The organism is Oceanibaculum nanhaiense (assembly GCF_002148795.1).
Classification (GTDB): domain Bacteria; phylum Pseudomonadota; class Alphaproteobacteria; order Oceanibaculales; family Oceanibaculaceae; genus Oceanibaculum; species Oceanibaculum nanhaiense.
Genome location: NZ_MPOB01000002.1, coordinates 69,676 through 91,091 on the forward strand (window position 1 = coordinate 69,676; position 21,416 = coordinate 91,091).

Below are 21,416 nucleotides of genomic sequence, written 5' to 3' on the forward strand. Positions count from 1 at the left end.
GGCGGACGGGGAGGAAGCGGCCCCCTGCCATCTGGGCGAGTTGCTGCCACAGGATGCCGAAGCGTTCCGCGCGCCGACCCTCGATGCCGCCACATTCGCTGCCGGCGCGGATGTGCTGTCCGCCTTCCGGACCTTCGCCGCGCGCTGCGCCGCCCATTCCGGCCCGCCGGCACCGGAGGCCGCCAATGTACAGGAGGTGCGCCGTGACGCGGGCGGGCTGACCGCCCGTCTGACGCGGCCCGCCGGTGCGGTGCATGGCATGGTCATCGATCCGCTCTATCTCGATGCCGTCTGGCGGGTGCTGGCTTTTGCTGAGGGCGGGGAGTCGGGCACCGGCTCGGGCGCGCTGCCCTTCCCCTATGCGATGGAAAGCGTCACGCTGGAACCGGTGGCGCAGGCCGGCCTGCCCGAGGCGCTGTGGCTGCGGCTGTGGCGGCGTGCGGACGATACCGGCTGGACGCTGTCGCTGCACGATGCCGGGGGGCAGACGCTGCTGACGCTGGATGGCGTGCTGACCGCGCCGCACGATGCGCTGGCGGAAATCCGGTTCGAGGAGGAAGCCCTATGACGGCGGTGACGAGAAACGCCAAGGTTGCGATCATCGGCGGCGGGCCAACCGGAATCGGCGTGGCGCGCGAGCTGGTGGCCGGCGGCGTGGAGGTCGAACTCTACGAGGCGGAATCGGATTTCGGCGGTGTGTGGAATGCCGAAGCGGCGTGCGGCCGCGCCTATGACTCGCTGCATCTGATCTCGCCGAAATTCAACACCCAGGCGCCCGACTTCCCGATGCCGGAGGACTACCCGCCCTATCCGAACCACCGGCTGATGCTGCGCTACATCCGCGATTTCGCGCGCGCCTCCGGCCTGTATGAACGCACCCGCTTCGAAGCGCCGGTCTCGCGGCTGGAGCCGGTCGGCGACCAGTGGCGGCTGGTGACGGCGGCGGGGCATGACGCGCTCTATCCGCTGGTCATCGTGTGCAACGGGCTGCAGCGCGTGCCGCACCTGCCGGACCCGGCCTATCCCGGCCGCTTCGGGGGCGAGGTGCTGCACACCATGGACTACAAGTCCGGGCGGCAGCTGGCCGGCAAGCGGGTGCTGGTGATCGGCGGCGGCAATTCCGGCTGCGATGTCGCGGTGGATGCGGTGCATCACGCCGCCTCGGTGCATCACAGCACGCGGCGCGGCTATTACTACCAGCCGAAATTCATCGACGGGAAGCCGACCCCGCAATGGATGATGGAGCTGGGCAACCGCTTCCCGCGCAAGGAGGACACGCTGGCCTATATCGCGGAAGTGTTCCGCATGGCCGGCTATGACGGCGCGGCCTACGGGCTGCCGGCGCCGGATTATCCGCTGGATGCCGCGCATCCGGTGATGAATTCGCAGATCCTCTATCATATCGGCCATGGCGATGTGGTGCCGAAGGGCGATGTCGCGGCGTTCGAGGGGCGCACTGTGCGCTTTGCCGATGGCAGCACGGCGGAATTCGACGTGATCCTCTACGCCACCGGCTATGAGCGCGATTTCCCGTTCCTCGACAAGGGGCTGCTGGAATGGAAGTCGGGCATCCCCGACCTGTTCCTGCATTCGACGCCGCGCAACCACGACAATCTGCTGTTCATGGGCTTCATCAACGCCGCCGGCGGGCTGGGCGACGGGCTGAAGACTCAAGGCCTGTACGCGCTGACCTATGCCCGCGCGCTGTTCGGCCGGACGCCGGGGCTGGAAGCCTTCCTGAAGGCGAAACAGACCGACAATCCCGATATCGGCCAGGGCTATTTCGTGCCGTCCTACCGGCATCTGTGGGAAGCCGATCTGTGGAAGCTGCTGGCGCAGATGCGGCGCTACCGCGACATGCTGGCCGGTGAGGGTGCCACGCGGGAGGCGCTGGCGTCATGACCGACCGCCCCGACATGCGCAAACAGCTGGAAGAGGAGCTGATGCGCCGCGCCGGCATCGCGCCCGTCACGCATGAGGCTGCGCCGGAAGCGGCGGCGTCTGGCGGTGGCCTCGGCCGGCTGGCCGGTGACGTGCTGGCCATCGCGGCGGCGGCGCTGCGCATTCCGGAAGAGAAGCTGGACCCGACCGAAAACCTGGCCAATTACGGCATCGATTCCATCGCCATCACCGAGGTGATGGTGCAGATCTCGCGGCGCTTCGGCATCTCGGTGGCGCCGACCACCTTCTTCGAGGCGAAGAACCTCAACGATCTCGCGCGCATCCTGGCGGAGCGCAACGGCAAGGCCATCGCCGCGCATTACGCGCCGAAGGCCGGGCCCGTGGTGACGCCCGTGCCAGCACCCGCGCCTGTATCCGCGCCGTCACCGGAAACGAAGCCAGCGGTGCCAGAGGCGAAGCCAGCGGTGAAAGTGGCCGGCTGGATGGCGCGGCACCGCGCGGTGGCGAAGGCGCCCCTCTCCACGTCGGCACCCGCCGCCATTCCCGCCCAGCCAAAACCGGCGGTGCCGGATGCCGCCGCGCCCATCGCCATCATCTCGATGGAGGGCATGTTCCCGAAGAGCCCGGACCTCGACCGTTTCGCGGATCATCTGCGCCGCGGCGAGGATTGCATCGAGGAAGTGCCGGCCGACCGCTGGGACTGGCGCGCCGTCCATGGCGACCCGCGCAAGGGGCCGTTCACCGACGTGAAATATGGCGGCTTCGTCCCGGGGCACGATCTGTTCGATGCCGGTTTCTTCAGCATCTCGCCGAAAGAAGCCGAGCTGATGGACCCGCAGCACCGGCTGTTCATGGAATGCGTGTGGAAGCTGATCGAGGGTGCCGGCCATGCCCCCGGATCGCTGGCCGGGCGCAAGGTGGGGCTGTTCCTCGGCATCAATTTGCTGGACTACACCGAGATGGCGAACCGCGCCGGGGTGATGGAGGCGCAGCAGCTCACCGGCCTCGGCCATGCCTTCTGTCCGAACCGGCTGTCCTTCCTGCTGGACATTCACGGCCCGAGCCAGGTGATCGACACCGCCTGTTCCAGCTCGCTGGTGGCGGTGCATCGCGCGGTCATGAGCATCCGCCATGAAGGCTGCGAGATGGCGATTGCCGGCGGCTCTAACCTGATGCTGTCGCCGATGCAGCACATCATGTTCTCGCAGGTCGGGATGATCTGCCAAGACGGTCGCTGCAAGAGCTTCTCCGCCGCCGCCAATGGCTATGCCCGCGCCGATGGCGTGGGCGCGGTGCTGCTGAAGCGGCTGGACGCGGCGGAGCGCGACGGCGACCCGATCCTCGGCGTGATCCTGGCCTCGGCGGAACATCATGGCGGCGGGGCGACCTCGCTGACCGCGCCGAACCCGCAAGCGCAGGCAAGGCTGATCGTGGAGACGCACCGCGCCGCCGGCATCGATCCGCGCAGCGTCGGCCTGATCGAATGCCACGGCACCGGCACCAAGCTGGGCGACCCGATTGAGATCGAGGGGCTGAAGCTGGCCTTCGCCGAACTGTACCGCGACCACGACCTGCCGATGCCAGCGCTGCCGCATTGTGGCCTCGGCTCGGTGAAATCCAATATCGGCCATGCCGAGACGGCGGCGGGCGTCGCCGGCCTCATCAAGCTCTTGCTGGCGCTGCGCGACGGCACGCGCTACCGCAGCCTGCATTGCGAAACACCGAATCCGCTGATCGACCTCACCGGCACGCCGTTCCACCTGCTGGACAAGGAAAGCCCGTGGCAGCGCGCCGTGATCGACGGGGTGGAGCAGCCGCGCCGTGCCGGTCTCAGCTCCTTCGGGGCGGGTGGCGCCAACGCGCATCTGGTGATCGAGGAATATATCCCCGCCGTTTCGCCGGCCCGTGAGGAGAGGGCGGGTCCGTTCCTGCTGCCGGTCTCGGCCAGGACGGCGAGTGCGTTGCGGGTGGCGGTGGAGCGGCTGCGCCCGTTCGTCGAGAGCGCCGATCTTGCCGATCTCGTCTATACGCTGCAAATCGGCCGCGATTCGATGCGCGAGCGGGTGGCCTTCGTCGCGACCGACCGCGCGGAGCTGCTGCGCCAGATCGATGGGTTTCTGACGGACGGGCAGGTGGCCCATCGTGGGACCGCGCCGCGCGCTGGCAAGGGAGAAGCACTCGATCCTGCAGGGCTGTCGCTGCAAGAGATCGCGGCGCGCTGGGCGGCAGGGGCGACCATCGGCTGGGCGGCGCTGCATGAGGGCCAAGGGGGAGGCCAGCGGCAGCGGCTCGCGCTGCCGACCTACCCGTTCGAGCGCAAGCGCTACTGGCTGCCAGTCGCGGAGGCAAAACCGGCAGAGGCGGGTTTCGCGCTGACCGAGGCCGGGCCGGACCGTTTCACCGTGCGCTTCACCGGCGCGGAATTCTTCCTCGCCGATCATCGGGTGCAGGGCAGTCCGGTGCTGCCCGGCGTCGCCTATCTGGAACTGGCGCGGGCTGCCGCCGAAAAGGCCGGCCTGCCCGCCGCGCGGTTGCGCAAGATCGTTTGGCTGAAGCCGCTGATCGTCACCGAACCGGTCACGGTGGAAGTGACGGTAAAGCGCGAGGCGGGCGGCACCCGCATCGAGATCGCCAGCCTGGGGGCGGATGGCACGCGCGACCTGCACGCACAGATGCTGCTGGCGGAGAATGAAGGCGGCGTTGCACAGCCTGCCGATCTGGCGTCGCTGCGGGCGGCGCATCCGCACAGCTATGACGCGCAGCGCATCTATGAAGCTTTCGCGGCGCTGGGGCTGGACTATGGGCCAGGGCACCGGGCGCTGGTCTCGCTGGCCACGGGCGAAGCGGGCGTGCTGGCGCGGCTCCGCCTGCCGGACTCGCTGGCGGGGGCCGGCTTCGCGCTGCATCCCAGCCTGCTGGACGGCGCCTTCCAGGCGGCCATCGGCATGGCGCTGAATCCCGACGGTACGCCTACCGAAGGCGGCGCGGCGCTGCCCTTCGCGTTGGAGTCGGTGGAGTTGCTGCGCCCGCTGCCTGCCGAGTGCTGGGTCGCCATCCGCCCCGCCGCCGTAGGACAGGGCGAGCGCGTGCGCACCCTCGATCTCGATCTGCTGGATGAAGACGGCGCGGTCTGCGTGCGGCTGCGCGGCTTCGCCACGCGGCTGTTGCAGGTCGCACAATCCAATGCCGTGCTGCATTTCGCGCCGGACTGGCTGACGTTGCCGGCGGACTCCGTCGATCCCGCCGGCTTCGCCGCGCGCCATGCGCTGCTGATCGGCCTCGATGCGCCTTCACTGCCGGGCTGGGAGTGCCAGACACTCTCCGGTGACGGTCTGTCGGCGTACAGCCGGCAGCTTCTCGGCTTCCTGCAATCGCTGCTGCCGGTGAAATCCCCGGTGCTGGTGCAGATCGCGCTGCCCGACGGGCCGGACGCGCCGATGCTGGCCGCGCTGTCCGGCATGCTGCGCAGCGCGCATCTGGAACATGGCAATCTCTGGGGGCAGATCGTCCGCGTCGAGCCGGGGCTGAGCCCATCGGCTCTGGCGGAGCGGCTGGCGCAGGCCGCGCACACGCCGCAGCATGCGTTGCTGCGCTTCCAGGATGGCGTGCCCTCCGTGCAGGGCTGGCGCGAGACCGCCGCGGCTGAGGCACCGGCGCCGTGGCGCGATGAGGGCGTCTATCTGATCGCTGGCGGCGCTGGCGCGCTGGGCCGGCTGCTGGCCGACGACATCCGCGCGCATGCGCCATCCGCCCGCATCGTGCTGGCGGGCCGGCGTGCGCCCGGCGCGGCTTTGCCGGAGAATGTCACCTTCCGGCCGGTCGATCTGACCGATGCAGCGTCGGTGGAGGCGCTGGTCGCCGCCATCCGCCACGAACATGGCCGACTGGATGGGGTGATCCAGGCTGCCGGGCTGCTGCGCGACAAGGCCCTGACCGGCAAGACGCCGGGGGATCTGGCCGAGGTGCTGGCGCCGAAGCTGGCGGGCACGCTGAATCTCGACCGCGCCATCGGCACGGAACCGCTCGATTTCTTCCTGCTGTTCTCCTCCCTGTCCGGCGCGCTCGGCAATCCGGGGCAGGCCGATTACGCCACCGCCAACGCCTTCCTCGACGGGTTCGCGGAGGCGCGCGAGGCGCGCCGCGCCGCCGGGGCCTGCCAGGGCCGCACCATCGCCGTCGCCTGGCCGCTCTGGCGCGCGGGCGGCATGCAGATGGACGCGGCCAGCGAACGGCTGATGACCCGCACCACCGGGCTGGTGCCGTTGGAAACGGCGGACGGGCTGGCGGCAATCCATGCCGCGCTGGCCGGGAATGAGGCGCGGCTGCTGGTGGCGCCCGGCGATTTGGCGCGGCTGCGCCGCCGCCTGCTGGACGCACCGGAGGCGCCCGTCTTCCAGAAGCCGGCAGCGGCGTCGGTCGATAGTGGCGCCCTGCGCGCGGCGGTGCTGGACGCGCTGATGCGGATGGTCTCAGTTCAGTTGAAGGTCGGGCTGGACGATCTCGCCCCGGATATCGAGCTGACGGAATATGGCTTCGATTCGATCAGCTTCACCCAGTTCGCCAATGCGCTGAACGACCGCTTCGCGCTGGAGCTGACGCCGACCCTGTTCTTCGAGCATCCGACGCTGGACGGGCTGGCCGGGCATCTGGCGGCGGCCGAATCGGCCGGCATGGCGGCGGCGCTGGGCGTGGCCGCGACTGTGGCAGAACCGCCCGCCGCGAAACCCGCGCCGCAACCCGCTCCCCAACCCATGGCGAAACCGGCGATGGCGTCCGACACGCCGCGCGACGCCATCGCCATCATCGGCATGAGCGGCGTGCTGCCGGGCGCCGGCGATGTCGATGAATTCTGGCGCAACCTCGTGGAAGGGCGTGACTGCATCGGCGAAATCCCGCCGGAGCGCTGGGACTGGCGCACGCTCTGGGGCGATCCGGTGAAGGAGCCGGGCCGCACCAATGTGAAATGGGGCGGCTTCATCGACGGTATCGGTGCGTTCGACGCCGGCTTCTTCGGCCTGTCGGCGCCGGAGGCGCGGGCGATGGACCCGCAGCAGCGGCTGCTGCTGACCCAGGCCTGGCGCGTCATCGAGGATGCGGGCTATGCCCCGCGCAGCCTGTCGGGCAGCCGCACCGGCGTGTTCGTCGGCATCGCCGACACCGGCTATGGCAGGCTGGCGGCGGCCTCCGGCGCGGCGGTCGAGGGTTATGCGATGACCGGGCTGGCGCCGTCGCTGGGGCCGAACCGCATCAGCTATTTCCTGAACCTGCACGGGCCGAGCGTGGCGGTGGAAACCGCCTGTTCCAGCGCGCTGGTGGCGATCCACCGCGCCGTCGAGGCGATCCGTTCCGGCGGCTGCGATACCGCCATCGCCGGCGGGGTGAATACGCTGCTGCTGCCGGATTCCTTCATCGGCTTCAGCCGCGCCGGCATGCTGTCGCCGGACGGGCGCTCCAAGCCGTTCTCGGACGCGGCCAATGGCTATGCGCGCGGCGAGGGGCTGGGGCTTGTGTTCCTGAAGCGGCTGGCCGATGCGGAGCGCGACGGCGACCGCATCCTCGCCGTGGTGCGCGCCTCGGCGGAAAATCACGGCGGCCGCGCCGGCTCGCTGACCGCGCCGAACCCGAAGGCGCAGGCCGAGCTGCTGCGTACCGCCTACCGGCAAGCGGGCTTCGATCCGCGCACGGTTTCCTATATCGAGGCGCACGGCACCGGCACGAAGCTGGGCGACCCGATCGAGGTGGAGGGGCTGCGCGCCGCCTTCGCCGACCTGACGAAGGAGGCGGAGGCCGAGTACGGGCCGGGTGTGGCGATGGCCTGCGGTATCGGTTCTGTGAAGTCGAATATCGGCCATCTGGAGCTGGCCGCCGGGGCGGCGGGCGTGCTGAAGCTGTTGCTGCAGATGCGCCATGGCGAGATCGTGAAGACGCTGCATTGCGACGCGCTGAACCCCTATCTGAAGCTGCAGGGTAGCCCGTTCGAGGTGGTGCGCGAGAACCGGCCCTGGCCGCGCACGCTCGATGCCACGGGCCGCGAGATTCCGCGCCGCGCCGGGGTCAGCTCCTTCGGCTTCGGCGGTTCGAACGCGCATCTGGTGCTGGAGGAATATGTCGCGCCCGCCGAGCCGTCGGTAGAACGGGAGAGCGGACCGGCGCTGATCGTACTGTCGGCGCGCACGCCGGAGCAGCTGCGCGAGAGCGCCCGCCTGTTGCGCGACGCGGTGGTGGCGATGGGTGCAAACGCGGACCTGTCCGCCATCGCCTGGACGCTGCAGGTGGCGCGCGACGCGATGGAGCACCGGCTGGCCTTCCAGGCGGCGGATGTCCCGGCGCTGCTCGACCGGCTGACCGCTTTTCTCGACGGACGCGCGGAAGAAGCCGGCCTGCATGTCGGGCAGGCCAAGGCAAACCGGGCGATGATGGCGGTGCTGGAAAGCGATGCGGCGCTGAACGCTGCCGTCGCCGGGCTGGCGGATCGCGGCCGCGCGGACACGCTGCTGCAGCTCTGGGCCGGCGGGCTGGCCGTCGATTGGCGGGCCCTGCGCAAGGGCCAGCCGCCGCGCCGGGTGACACTGCCGGGCTATCCGTTCGACCGCACGCATTATTGGGTTGGCGACAAGGCCGCGCCGACCCCACAGGCGATACCGATGCCTGCCGCTCCCGTGATGCAACCGGCGCCGGTCGTGCCACCCGCCCCCGCCCCCACCCCCGCCCCTGCCCCCACTCCTGCCGCCGAGAGTGAGGATGAGCGTCTGGCGCGCGCGCTGGCAGCGGTGACGGCGGTGGCCGCGCGGGTGCTGGAGGTCGAAGCATCGGTGCTCGATCCCGATACCGAGCTGGGCGAGTTCGGCTTCGATTCGATCACCATGACGGTGTTCGCCTCGGCGGTGAACGAGGCGCTGAACCTGTCGCTGACGCCGGCCGATTTCTTCGAGTTCGCCACCCTGTCGCGGCTGGCGGCGCATGTCGCCGGGCAGATGCCGGCGGTCGAGCCAAAGGTTCAGCCGGTTGCCGATCCCGCGCCGGCCCCGGCTGTTGTCCAGCCTGTGGCCCAATCCTTTGGCGGGGATGATGACCCCATCGCCATCGTCGGCTTAAGCTGCCGCTTCCCCAGGGCGGCGGATGCCGGTGAATTCTGGGCCAACCTGCTGGCCGGGCGCGATTGCATGGAGCGTATCCCGGCGGATCGCTGGGACTGGCGCGCCTATGACGGCGATCCGAAGCGCGAGCCGAACCGCACTAACATCCATTGGGGCGGCTTCATTGACGGGGTGTTCGCATTCGACCCGCTGTTCTTCGGCATCTCGCCGCGCGAGGCGAAGCTGATGGACCCGCAGCAGCGGCTGATGCTGATGCATGCCTGGAAGGCCATCGAGGATGCCGGCCATGCGCCGCGCAGCCTGGCCGGCCGGTCGGTCGGCGTGTTCGTCGGCACCTCCTCCAGCGGCTACCGAGAGATCATCGGTGAGGATACCGGCGGCGAGGGCTATGTGGCGACCGGCGCGGTACCCTCGGTCGGGCCGAACCGGATCAGCTATTTCTTCGACTGGCACGGCCCCAGCGAGCCGGTGGAAACCGCCTGCTCCAGCTCGCTGGTTGCCCTGCACCGGGCGCTGGAGGCGATGCGCAACGGCGATTGTGAGATGGCGCTGGTCGGCGGGGTGAACAGCATCGTCACGCCGGAGGCGCACATCAATTTTGCCAAGGCCGGCATGCTGGCGCCGGACGGACGCTGCAAGACCTTCTCGAAGGATGCCGACGGCTATGGCAGGGGCGAGGGCGTCGGGATGATTTTCCTGAAGCGCCTGTCCGAGGCACGGCGCGACGGTGATCCGGTCTATGCCATTGTGCGCGGTTCGGCGGTCAATCATGGCGGCCGCGCCAACTCCCTGACCGCGCCGAACACGGCGGCGCAGAAGGCGCTGCTGGTGCAGGCCTATCGCCGCGCCGGCATCGACCCGCGCACCGTGACCCATATCGAGACGCATGGCACCGGCACCGCGCTGGGCGACCCGGTGGAGGTGAACGCGCTGAAAGCGGCGTTCCGCGAGCTCTATGCCGAAACCCCGGATGCTTCTTACGAGAATGAAGGCTGCTGGCTGGGCGCGGTGAAGAGCAATATCGGCCATCTGGAACTGGCCGCCGGCATCGCCGGGCTTGCCAAGCTGCTGCTGGAACTGCGCCACGGCACGCTGGCCGCCAGCCTGCATTGCGCCGAGCAGAACCCCTATATCGACCTCACGGACAGCCCGTTCCGCATCCTGCGCGAAGCCCGGCCCTGGGCACGGTTGCGCGATGCGCAGGGGCGCGAGGTGCCACGCCGCGCCGGCATCAGCTCCTTCGGTTTCGGCGGGGTAAACGCGCATGTGGTGCTGGAGGAAGATGTGCCGCCCGCACCAGCCGCAGCCATGGCGGGGCCAGTGCTGATCGTGCTGTCGGCGCGCGACGAGGCGCGGCTGCGCGATCAGGCATCGCAGCTTCTGGCGGCGCTGGAGGATGACCGTTTCTCCGATGCCGACCTCGCCGATATCGCCCATACGCTGCAGGTCGGGCGTGAAGCGATGCGGCAGCGTCTTGCCTTCATTGCCGGCACGCTGGCGGAAGTCCGGGAGCGGCTGGCCGGCTGGCTCGCTGGTTCTGAAAGCGGCGTCTTTGCCGGCAGGCTTGCCGCCGGGGACGCTGCACCCGCCGGGACGCCTGCCGCTGGCACGGCGCTCGCGGACATCGCCCGGCATTGGGTCGCAGGCGGCACAGTCGCCTGGGACAGCCTCAGCGACGGGCCGCGCCGGCGGCTGCATCTGCCGACCTACCCCTTCGCGCGGGAGATCTACAACGTTGCCGGGGCGGTTGCGCCGTCCGCTGCTGCTGACGCGCCCTACACGCTGACCTTAAGGCCGGAGTCCTTCTATCTGCGCGATCACCGCTTCCGGGGGAGCTGTGTGTTGCCCGGCGCGATGAGCCTGGAACTGGCGCGCCGCGCCTATGCCGGCGATGACACGGGGCGGCCGGTGCTGCTGCGCCAGGTCGTGTGGCAGCAGCCGGTCATGGTCACGGCGGCGCTTCCCGTCACCGTGGCACTTGTACCGGCAGAGGGCGGCGACAGCGCCTTCCGCCTGACCAGTAACGTTCCGGGCGGCCCTGATGAGATTCTGCATGTGCGCGGCATGGTCGGGCCGCTGGCCGAGAGTGTTGCGCCGGTGCTCGACCTGCCCGGCTTGCACGCCCGCTGCCCGGACGAACTGTCGCCGCGCTGGCTCTATGACAGCTACACGGCGCTGGGGCTGGAGTACGGGCCGAGCTTCCAGCCGGTGCGGGAACTCCGCAGGGGCGAGGCCGAGGCGCTGGCGCATCTGGTGCTGCCGGAAGGCGCGCAGGAGCCGGGCGAGGTATTCGGCCTGCATCCGTCGCTGCTGGACGGCGCGTTCCAGGCCTGCATCGCGCTGGCCAGTGGGGAGGGGGGCGAGGCCAAGGCGGCGCTGCCTTTCGTACTCGACCGGCTGGAACTGCTGCGGCCGCTGCCCGTGGCGGCGGGCGACGGCATCTGGGCGCATCTGCGCCTGCGGCCCGGCACCGGCGGCGTGCTGAAATTCGACATCGATCTGGCCGATGGTGAGGGCCGGCTTTATGCAAGGCTGCGCGGCTTCACGGTGCGCGTCGCGGGCCGCCCTGTGACGGAGGAAGCGCCGCCTGCGTCGCCGGAAAGCCCCACCCGGCTGCGCGCGGCGACCGAGGCACATCTGGCCGGCGTGCTGGCCCGCGAGACCGGCATCGATGCGGCACAGATCGAGCCCGAGGCCGCGTTCGAGGCCTATGGCATCGATTCCATGCTGATCGTGCGGCTGACCGATCTGCTGGAGGCGGATTTCGGACCGCTGCCGAAGACCCTGTTCTTCGAGCATCAGAATCTTGCGGCGCTGGCCAACTATTTCCTGCAGCACCATGCGGCGCGGCTGGCGGAACTCGCGGGCGTCGCGCCCGCCGAAGCACGGCATCAGGCGCTTCAGGCCGGACCGGCGGTGCGGCGTAGCGCTCCAATGGCGCAAGGGGCGGGCGACCAGCCCATCGCCATCATCGGCATGGCCGGGCGCTATCCCGGTGCGCGCGACCTCGACGAATTCTGGGCCAATCTGGCGGCCGGGCGCGACGGCATCACCGAGGTGCCGGCGGAGCGCTGGGACCACAGAAGCTTCTACGATCCGGCACCGGGCAAGGCTGGCAAGACCAACAGCAAATGGGGCGGCTTCCTCACCGATTTCGACCGGTTCGACCCGCTGTTCTTCAACATCTCCCCGCGCGAGGCGGAATTCATGGACCCGCAGGAACGGCTGTTCCTGCAATGCGCCTGGGAGACCCTCGAGGATGCCGGCCATACCCGCGCCAGCCTGGGCGGGCAGGATGTCGGTGTCTTCGTCGGCGTGATGTATGAGGAATATCAGCTCTACGGCGCGGAGAAGAGTCAGGCAGGGCAGCCCATGGCGCTGGGCGGGTCCGCCGCCTCCATCGCCAACCGGGTCTCCTATTTCTGCGATTTCCACGGCCCCAGCCTGGCGCTGGACAGCATGTGCTCCTCCTCGCTGACGGCGATCCATCTCGCCATCGACAGCCTGCGCGGCGGCGGCTGTTCGGTGGCGCTGGCCGGCGGGGTGAACCTGACCCTGCATCCGAACAAATATCTGGCGCTGTCGCAGGGCCGCTTCATGTCCAGCAAGGGGCGCTGCGAATCCTTTGGGGCGGGCGGCGACGGCTATGTGCCGGGCGAGGGCGTCGGCGCGGTGCTGCTGAAGCCGCTGGACCGCGCGCTAGCCGATGGCGACCGCATCCATGGCGTGATCCGCGGCTCGATGCTGAACCATGGCGGCAAGACCAACGGCTATACAGTGCCCAACCCCAATGCGCAGGCGGAGGTCATCGGCCGGGCGCTGGACCGGGCCGGGGTCTCGCCGCGCGCGATCTCCTATATCGAGGCGCATGGCACCGGCACCAGCCTGGGCGACCCGATCGAGATCGCCGCGCTGACCAAGGCCTATCGCGCGGAGACGGACGAGAGCGGCTTCTGCGCCATCGGTTCGGTGAAATCCAATATCGGCCATTGCGAGAGTGCCGCCGGTGTCGCCGGCCTCGCCAAGCTGCTGCTGCAGATGCGCCACGGGCGGCTAGTGCCGTCGCTGCATTCGACGACCCTCAATCCCGGCATCGATTTCGCCGCGACGCCGTTCCGCGTACAGCGCGATCTCGCCCCTTGGCGCCGTCCGGTGCGGGACGGGCGGGAAATGCCGCGCATCGCCGGCCTGTCCTCCTTCGGGGCGGGCGGATCGAACGCGCATCTGGTGATCGAGGAATTTCCGCAGGAGCCAGCCAGCGTGCCGCTGGATGGGCCAACCGTATTCCCCTTCTCGGCGCGCGATCCGGAACGACTGGCCGAACTGCTGGCGCGCCACCGCGCGGCGCTGGAGCGGCTTGGTGAGGGTGACATGGCGGCCGCCGCCTGCACGCTGCAGGAAGGCCGCGAGGCGTTCGAGGAACGGCTGGCGGTGGTGGCGGACAGCCGCGCCGCGCTGCTGGCGGCGCTCGACCGCGTGCTGGCCGGCGAGCGTAATGTGCTCGGCATGTACCGGGGCCGGGCGTCGGGCTTTGGTGCTGCGGTGACCGGGTTTGCCGATCCGCAGGATCTGGCCCGCGCCTGGGCCAGCGGCGGGCGCGTCGATTGGCGTGGCCTGCGGGGTGGTAAAGCGGCCCGGCGCATCGGCCTGCCGTCCTATCCCTTCGCGCGGGACCGCTATTGGGTGCCCGGCGGTACAGCTGAACGGACGATTACGGACACCGCGCAGCCAGCCACGCTGCCATTGCTGTTCGCGCCGGACTGGCGGGCGAAACCGGCGGGCGGCAATCTCGTATCTGACCGGATCGTGACACTGCTGTGCGGCTTCGCGCCGGACCGCATGGAGCGCGCTGCCGCCGCACTCGGCCCGGACCGGGCTGTGGTGCTGGCCAGCGATGGTGCGGCGCTGGCGCAGCGCTATGAAGATCACGCGGCGGATATATTGGCACGGCTGCAGGCGCTGTTCCGCGACCGTCCGGCGCAACCGCTGGTGCAGCTTCTCGTACCGCTCGACGGCGCGGAGGCGTTGCTGGAAGGGCTGGGTGGGCTGTTGCGCAGTGCCGTGCAGGAACGCCCCGGCCTGCGCTGCCAGACCATCGCTGTGGCCGATCCGGCCACCGACCTTGCCGCGCTGGCACGGGCCGAACAGGCCAGCGAAGATGCCGATATCCGCCACACCGCACAGGGCCGGCAGGTGCGGCACTGGCGCGAGATCGCCGCGCCCGCGCAACCGGCGGCACCGGCCTGGAAACCGGGCGGACTCTATCTGGTGACCGGCGGTGCCGGCGGGCTGGGCCTGCTGCTGTGCCGCGAGATCGCGAATGATGGGCGAAAGCCGGTGCTATGGCTGACCGGGCGGTCGGCGCTGTCCGAGGAGCGCCACGCGGCGCTGGCGGCGCTGCCGGCGACGGTGAATTATCGCCAGGTCGATATGACGGACGCGGCCTCTGTGCGGGCGCTGGCCGACGAAATCTATGCGGCGCACGGCCATCTGGATGGCGTCATCCATGCCGCCGGCATCACCCGCGACAAGCTGCTGGTGCGCAAGGAGGCGGCGGAGCTGCGCGCCGTGCTGGCGCCGAAGGTCGCCGGCCTCGTCAATCTCGATGCGGCGCTGGGCGGACGTCCGCTCGGCTTCCTGCTGCTGTTCGCCTCGGCGGCGGGCGCGCTGGGCAATGCGGGGCAGGCGGATTATGCCGCCGGCAACGCCTTCCTCGATGGCTTCGCTGCCCATCGCGACCTTCTGGCGGCGCGCGGCGAACGGCAGGGCCGCACGCTTTCCATCGACTGGCCCTATTGGCGCGCCGGTGGCATGGACATGGCGGAAACGGCTGTGGCGGCGGCGGAACAGGCGGTTGGCGTGCGGCCGCTGGAAAGTGATGCCGCCTTCGCCGCGCTGAACGCCGCGCTGGCTTTGGACGAACAGCAGATCCTCGTGCTGGATGGCGACCATCAAAGGCTGCGCGCGGCGCTGATGCCGGACGGTGCGAAGCCGATGCCGGAAGCCATGCCGGAACGCGCCGCGCCACCGGCGCGCATCGCTTCCGCGCCTTTGCGGGAACGGGCGCTGGGTTTCGTGTCCCGCCATGTCGGGGCGGCGCTGAATATCCCGGCGGAGAAGCTGGACCCGGACTCGACGCTGGACCGCTATGGCATCGATTCAGTTAGCGCCTTGCAGATCGTCGAGGCGATGGAGCGCGAGCTGGGCCCGCTGCCGGCCACGCTGCTGCTGGAATATCCGAAGCTCTCCGCGCTGGCCGGGGCGCTGGCGGAAAGCCATGGTGACGCCTTTGGCGCGGCGCTGGGTGAGCCTGAACCCGCAACCGCCCCACAACCTGCCTCCCAGCCGCAGTCGGCCGCCGGGGACATCGCCATTATCGCGGTGGCCGGGCGCTATCCCGGCGCCGATACGCCGGAGGAATTCTGGCAGGCGCTGCGCGACGGCCGCGATCTGGTGACCGAGGTGCCGGCCGAACGCTGGGACCATGCCGCGCTCTACGCGCCGGAGAAGGGCAGGCCCGGCACGGCGCATTGCAAGTGGGGCGGGTTCCTGACCGATATCGACAAATTCGATGCCGGTTTCTTCGGCTATACCCCGCGCGAGGCGGCGCTGGCCGACCCGCAGGAACGGCTGTTCCTGCAGACCGCCTGGCATCTGCTGGAACGTGCCGGGCACACGCGCGACCGGCTGGCCGGGCAGTACGGCTCACGCGTCGGCGTGTTCGTCGGCGCGATGTACCAGCAATACCGCGCGCTGGAGATGGATGCCGACAGCAAGGCGCTGCTGAACCTGTCCTCCTATGCCGCCATCGCCAACCGGCTGTCCTATTTCCTCGATTTGCAAGGCCCCAGCGTCGCGGTGGACAGCATGTGCTCCTCCGGGCTGCAGGCGGTGCATCAGGCCTGCCAGAGCCTGCGGCTGGGCGAATGCCGGTTGGCCATCGCTGGCGGGGTGAATCTCTCGATCATCCCCGACAAATATCTGGCGCTGAGCCGCGCCGGGCTGATCGGCAGCCATGCCGGCAGCCGCAGCTTCGCCGATGGCGACGGCTATCTGCCGGCGGAGGGCGTGGGGGCGGTGCTGCTGAAGCCGCTGGCCGATGCCTTGCGCGATGGCGATGCGGTGCTGGCCGTCGTGAAGGCGAGTGCGGCCAACCATGCCGGCCATTCCGCCGGCTATGCGGTGCCCGGCGCCGAGGCGCAGGCGCGGCTGATCGAGGAGAATCTGCGCGCCGCCGGGGTGGATGCGCGCACCATCTCCTATGTCGAGGCGGCCGCCAACGGCTCCGCCATCGGCGACGCCATCGAGTTGCGCGCGCTGACCCGCGCCTTTCGCGCCTTCACGGCGGAGACGGGGTTCTGCGCCATCGGCTCGGTGAAGGCCAATATGGGCCATGCCGAGGCGGCGTCAGGCATGGCGCAGCTGACCAAGGTGCTGCTGCAGCTTCAGCACCGCGAGCTGGCGCCCTCGATCCAGCCGGGCGCGCCGAACCCGAAGGCCGATTTCGCCGGCACGCCCTTCGTGCCGCAGGCAGCGCTGGCGCCCTGGCCGGCGCCGGTGATCGACGGTGTCGCGCAGCCGCGCCGGGCGACCGTCAGCTCCTTCGGGGCCGGCGGCTCCAACGTGCATCTGGTGCTGGAGGAAGCGCCGGTGCAGCCGATACCCGTTGCGGATACGCCGCGCCGGCGGCTGTTCCCGGTCTCCGCCCGCACACCGGAACAGCTGACGCAAATGCTGGCGGACCTTACGGCATATGTGCGGGCCAACCCGGATATCTCGCTCGCCCGCCTGTCGCACACGCTGCGCCATGGCCGGGAGGCGATGGAATACCGGGCGGAGATTGTCGCCACGACCCATGCGGAATTGCTGGCGGGGCTGGAAAATGCGCGGCCCGGCCAGCAGGCACATGAAATCGTGCCGGAAGAACAGGTCGAGGGACCACCGCTGGTGCTGCCCGCCTATCCTTTCGCGCGGGAACGGCACTGGATCGGCGCGGCGGCGATTGCGCCGGCAGCGCAGCCGGTTTCCGTTACGGATGATGTGCTTGGCCTCATTGCCGGGGTGCTGGCGGCGGAACTCGGGGTCGTCGCCACCGAGATTCGCGCCGATGCCGAATTCCGCGCGCAGGGCGCCGATTCCATGGCGTCGTTGCGGCTGATCCATAGTCTGCGCGAGGCGACCGGCGTCGAGATCGGCCATGCCGATCTGGAACGGCTGGGCACGCCCGCGGCCCTTGCCGGCTGGGTCGAGGCGCGGCGCGGTGTGACGGTTCGGGCACCAGAAGAAACCGCAGCAATCCTGCCGCCGGAACAGTGGCAATCGCCGCTCAGCGAGGGGCAGCGCGCGCTGTGGGTCTGGCAGGCGCTGTATCCGGACAGCGCCGCCTACAACGTGCCGATGGGTTTTAGCCTGTCCGGCATCGACCGCACCGCGCTGGCGCGTGCCTGTAGCTGGCTGCTGTCGCGCTTCCCGATGCTGACCGCCCGCCTTCTCGACGATGGGAACGAGGTACGCCTGGCCGGCCAGAAACCCGGCACAATTCTGCGCGAGATCGCTGTGCCGGCTGGGGTCGATCCGCTGGCAGAGGCGAAGCGTCGGGCCGCGCTGCCCTTCGATCTGCGCGAGGAGCCGCCGATCCGCTTCGAGCTGCTGCGCCCTGCGGTTGCGCCTGAAGGCGACGGGCTGCTGCTGATCGTCGCCCATCACATCGCCTTCGACGGCATGTCGGCGCTGGTTCTCTCCGGGCTACTGGGCGAGGCCTATGACCGGTTCCGGGCGGGCGGTGCCCTTGCAAACCCAACAGCGGCGGATTATGCCGATTTCGTCGGTTGGGAACGGGGTTTCATGGCCTCGCCGAAGGGGCAGGCGCAGCTTGCTTACTGGCGCGAGCGGCTGGCCGGCGACTTGCCGGTGCTGACGCTGCCCGAGGAAAAAGCCCCGGCCCTGACGGGTGGTGTCGCCGAACCGGCGCATCTGGAGCGCCTGCTGCCGCCCGAATTGGTGGCCCGCGCCCGTGCCGTGGCGGCGCGGCTGGGCGTCACCCCATCAGCCTTCTTCCTAGGTGTGTTCGCGATGCTGCTGCACCGGCTCACCGGGGAGACGGATATCGTCATCGGCATGCCGGTGCTGCGCCGGCCCGAGGCCCGTTTCGCGCGTTCCATCGGCTTCTTCGCCAACATGGTCGCGGTGCGTGCCACCGTGGCGGGTGGCGCATCGGCGGCCGAGCTGCTGCGCGATGTGCAGGCGCAGGTGACCGGGGCGCTGGACAATGCCGATTACCCGCATGCCGCCGTGGCGCGCGCGGTGAAGGGGCGCGCTGATGGCCAGCCGCTCTATCGCGTCAGCTACGCCTATCAGAATTTTCTCGGCAGGCCGGTGGAAGCCGAAGGCGCCGCCCTGACCCCGCTCGACGGGCTGCGGCAGCAGCCGGACGGGTCGCTCGGACTGGAACTCTACGAAATGGCGGACGGGCTGCGGCTGGTCGCCGGCTATGATGCGGCGCGGTTCGATGGTTCTGCCATTGCCCGGCTGCTGGAACGCTTCGCCCTGCTGGCGGACGCGCTCTGCGCCGATGCCGATCTACCGGTGGCGTCCCTCGACATGCTGCGACCGGGCGAGCGGACGCGGCTGCTGAAGCGCTGGGCGCGCGGCGAAAAGCTGGAACGGCGCAAGGGGAGTGTGGCGCAGTGGATCGCCGACACCGCTGCACGGCAGCCGAAGGCTGTGGCGCTGCAGATGGCGGAGGACGGCACCAATCTCACCTATCGCCGGCTGTGGCGCCGCGCGATGCGGCTGGCAGCAAGCTTGCGCGCCCGCGGTGTCGGGCGCGGCGACCGGGTCGCGGTGCTGCTGCCGCGCGGGCCGGAGTGCGTCGCCTCGCTGCTGGCCTGCCTCGCCTGCGGCGCAATCTGGGTGCCGCTGGATGTCGAGCAGCCCGAGGCGCGGCTGGCGCTGGTGCTGGCGGATGCCGATCCGGCGCTGCTGGTGACCGATGCGTCGGGCGCGGCCCGGATGCGCAGCCTTGCCGAGGACGTGCCGCCGATCCTCGATCTGGAGGGCGAGCGGCGGGCGGTCAAGGCGATGAAGCCGCTGGCGAAGCCGATGCGGCTGCGCCGGAAGGACCCGGCCTACATGATCTATACCTCCGGCTCCACCGGGCAGCCGAAGGGCGTTCTGGTGTCGCACGGCGCGCTGGCCGAGCATTGCGCGGCGGCGATCCAGTGCCTCGGCCTCAGCCGCAAGGATGCGGTGCTGCACTTCTCCCCGCCGACCTTCGATCCGGCGCTGGAGCAGATTCTGACCGCGCTGACAATTGGCGGCAGGCTGGTGATCCGGGGCGACGATCTCTGGTCACCCGCCGAGCTGATGCAGGTTCTGCGTGAGCATAAGGTAACCGTCGCCGATCTGCCGCCGGCCTATCTGCGCGAGGCGCTGCTGGCCTGGTCGGAAGCTGGAGAAACAGTTGAACCATCGGCGCTGCGGCTGCTGGTCGTCGGCGGCGAGGCGGCGCCGCCGGACCTGCCGGACCTCTGGCGTAGCGGGCCGCTGCACGGCGCGCGCCTGCTGAACGCCTATGGCCCGACCGAGACCACCGTGACCTGCACGCTGCACGAGGTTGAGCGGGAAGGACCGGTGGAGGGAGGGGCGGAAGAGGCGCTGCCCATCGGCCGCCCGCTGCCGGGTACCGAGGCCTATATCCTCGACCCGGCAGGGAATCCGGTGCCGGAAGGGGTGGCGGGCGAGCTGCATATCGGCGGGCGTCGTCTGGCGCTTGGCTATTTCCGCCAGCCCGGCCTTACCGAATCGCGGTTCGTGACGCAGCGTCTGCCAGGACGGCGCCGGGCGGTGCGGCTGTACCGCACCGGCGACCGCACCAGCTTCATCCCCGGCAGCGACGGGTTGATCGGCTTCCACGGCCGCATCGACCAGCAGGTGAAGCTGCGCGGCTTCCGCATCGAGCCGGGCGAGATCGAGGCGGCGCTGCGGGCCGGCGGGATGCGCGATGCCGCCGTGGTCGTACAGGGCACGGGTGCTGCCCAGCGGCTGGTCGCCTATGTCGTCACTGGTGCGGACGGGCTGCGCGAGGACGATCTGCGCCGCTGGCTGGCCGGGCGGCTGCCGTCTTACATGGTGCCCGCCGCCTTCATGGCGCTGCCCGCCTTGCCGGTGATGCCGAGCGGCAAGCTGGACCGCGCCGCGCTGCCGGTCTTGCCGGATGGCGAGACGCCGGAAATGGACACCAACCCGCTCGACCCGGTGGCGGCTGAACTGGCCGGCCTGTGGCGGGCCGTGCTGGATTTGCCGGAGACGACCGCCATCGGTGCTGCCAGCGACTTCTTCGCGCTGGGCGGCCATTCGCTGCTGGCGCTGCGGCTGCAGACGCGGGTCCGCCAGCATTTCGGGCGCGACCTGCCGATTGCAGCGCTGATCGCGGCGCCGATCCTGTCACACCAGGCCGAGATGCTGCGCGTGCCGACGCCGGCAGTACGAGTGTCAGAGGCAGAGACAAGGGACGGGCCAGCGCTGGCGCCGCTGCGGGCCGAAGGCGACCGGCCGCCGCTGTTCCTCCTCCATCCGGTCGGCGGGACGGTCGCCTGCTATCGCGATCTCGCCCGGCGGCTGCGCCCGGGGCGACCGGTGATCGGGGTGCAGGCCGCCGGCATCGATCCGGGCGAGCGGGTTTTCGCGGGTGATCTGCCGGAGATGGCTGCTGCCTATCTCGCGGCGTTGCGGTGCCACCAGCCTGACGGTCCCTATCATCTGGCGGGCTGGTCGATGGGCGGGGTGCTGGCCTTCGAGATGGCGCGCCAGCTGGCAGAGGCGGGCCAGCCTGTGGGCGCCGTGGCACTGATCGAGAGCTATACGCCGGCGCTGCTGCACAGCCTTGAGGGACCGCCGGATGAGCCGCAGGAGGTGCGGGAGGTCCGCGCCTTCGCCAGCGACCTTCTGGGTCTGTCCGAGATTCCGCCGCTGCAGGTGGCCGAAGGGCGCGATCCGTTCGCGGCGCTGCTGCTGTCGCCCTGGCTGACCGAGGCGCTGCCCGGCATGGATAGCGGCCAACTGCGCCGGCTGTTCGCGGTGTTCCGCGCCCATGGCCAGGCGCTGGCAGGCTATGTGCCACGGCCCTGCGCGGCTTCTGTTACCCTGCTGGCGGGCGAGGCGGTGCCGGTTACCGACCGGTCGCGCGGCTGGGCGGCGTTTGCCGGCGGCGGTCTCGATGTCCATGCGGTGCCGGGCGATCATCATTCCATCCTGCAGCCGCCGGGGCTGGATCTCTGTGCGGCGATTCTGGATGCCGCCCTGTCGCGTGCCGAGACGCGTGCCGAGACGGGCCGGCGCCGGGCGCGGCGCAAGGCCCAGAACGGTTAGGGGCGATTGATGGTTCAGGATCGAGGCTGGCGTCAAAGGGAGGGGCAA

Annotated in this window: 3 protein-coding genes (1 of these 3 running past the window's edge); all 3 read left to right on the forward strand. The window is 70.1% G+C overall.

The features are described from left to right. Tightly spaced (each overlapping or abutting the next), the 3 genes in view from BKM74_RS18425 to BKM74_RS18430 form a layout consistent with a single transcriptional unit that may run on beyond the window. On the forward strand, positions 1-568 hold the 3' end of the coding sequence (locus BKM74_RS18425; RefSeq protein ID WP_099045569.1) for an SDR family NAD(P)-dependent oxidoreductase. The gene continues 19,592 nt to the left of window position 1, outside the view; only the last 568 of its 20,160 coding nucleotides appear in the window; the start codon falls outside the window, past its left edge; its stop codon occupies positions 566-568. Further along, positions 565-1,902 (forward strand): flavin-containing monooxygenase, encoded by a 1,338-nt coding sequence (locus BKM74_RS03405; protein WP_086464306.1) that lies wholly within the window; start codon positions 565-567, stop codon positions 1,900-1,902. The genes BKM74_RS18425 and BKM74_RS03405 overlap by 4 nt, the downstream gene beginning before the upstream one ends. Further along, on the forward strand, positions 1,899-21,368 hold the full coding sequence (locus tag BKM74_RS18430; protein ID WP_099045570.1) for a non-ribosomal peptide synthetase: 19,470 nt from the start codon (positions 1,899-1,901) through the stop codon (positions 21,366-21,368). Before BKM74_RS03405 ends, BKM74_RS18430 begins: the two co-directional genes overlap by 4 nt. Positions 21,369-21,416 lie beyond the last annotated feature (48 nt).

Coding starts and splice junctions, on each gene's coding strand:
- BKM74_RS03405 (WP_086464306.1), top strand. CDS start 565: ATGACGGCGGTGACGAGAAACGCCAAGGTTGCGATCATCGGCGGCGGG.
- BKM74_RS18430 (WP_099045570.1), top strand. CDS start 1,899: ATGACCGACCGCCCCGACATGCGCAAACAGCTGGAAGAGGAGCTGATG.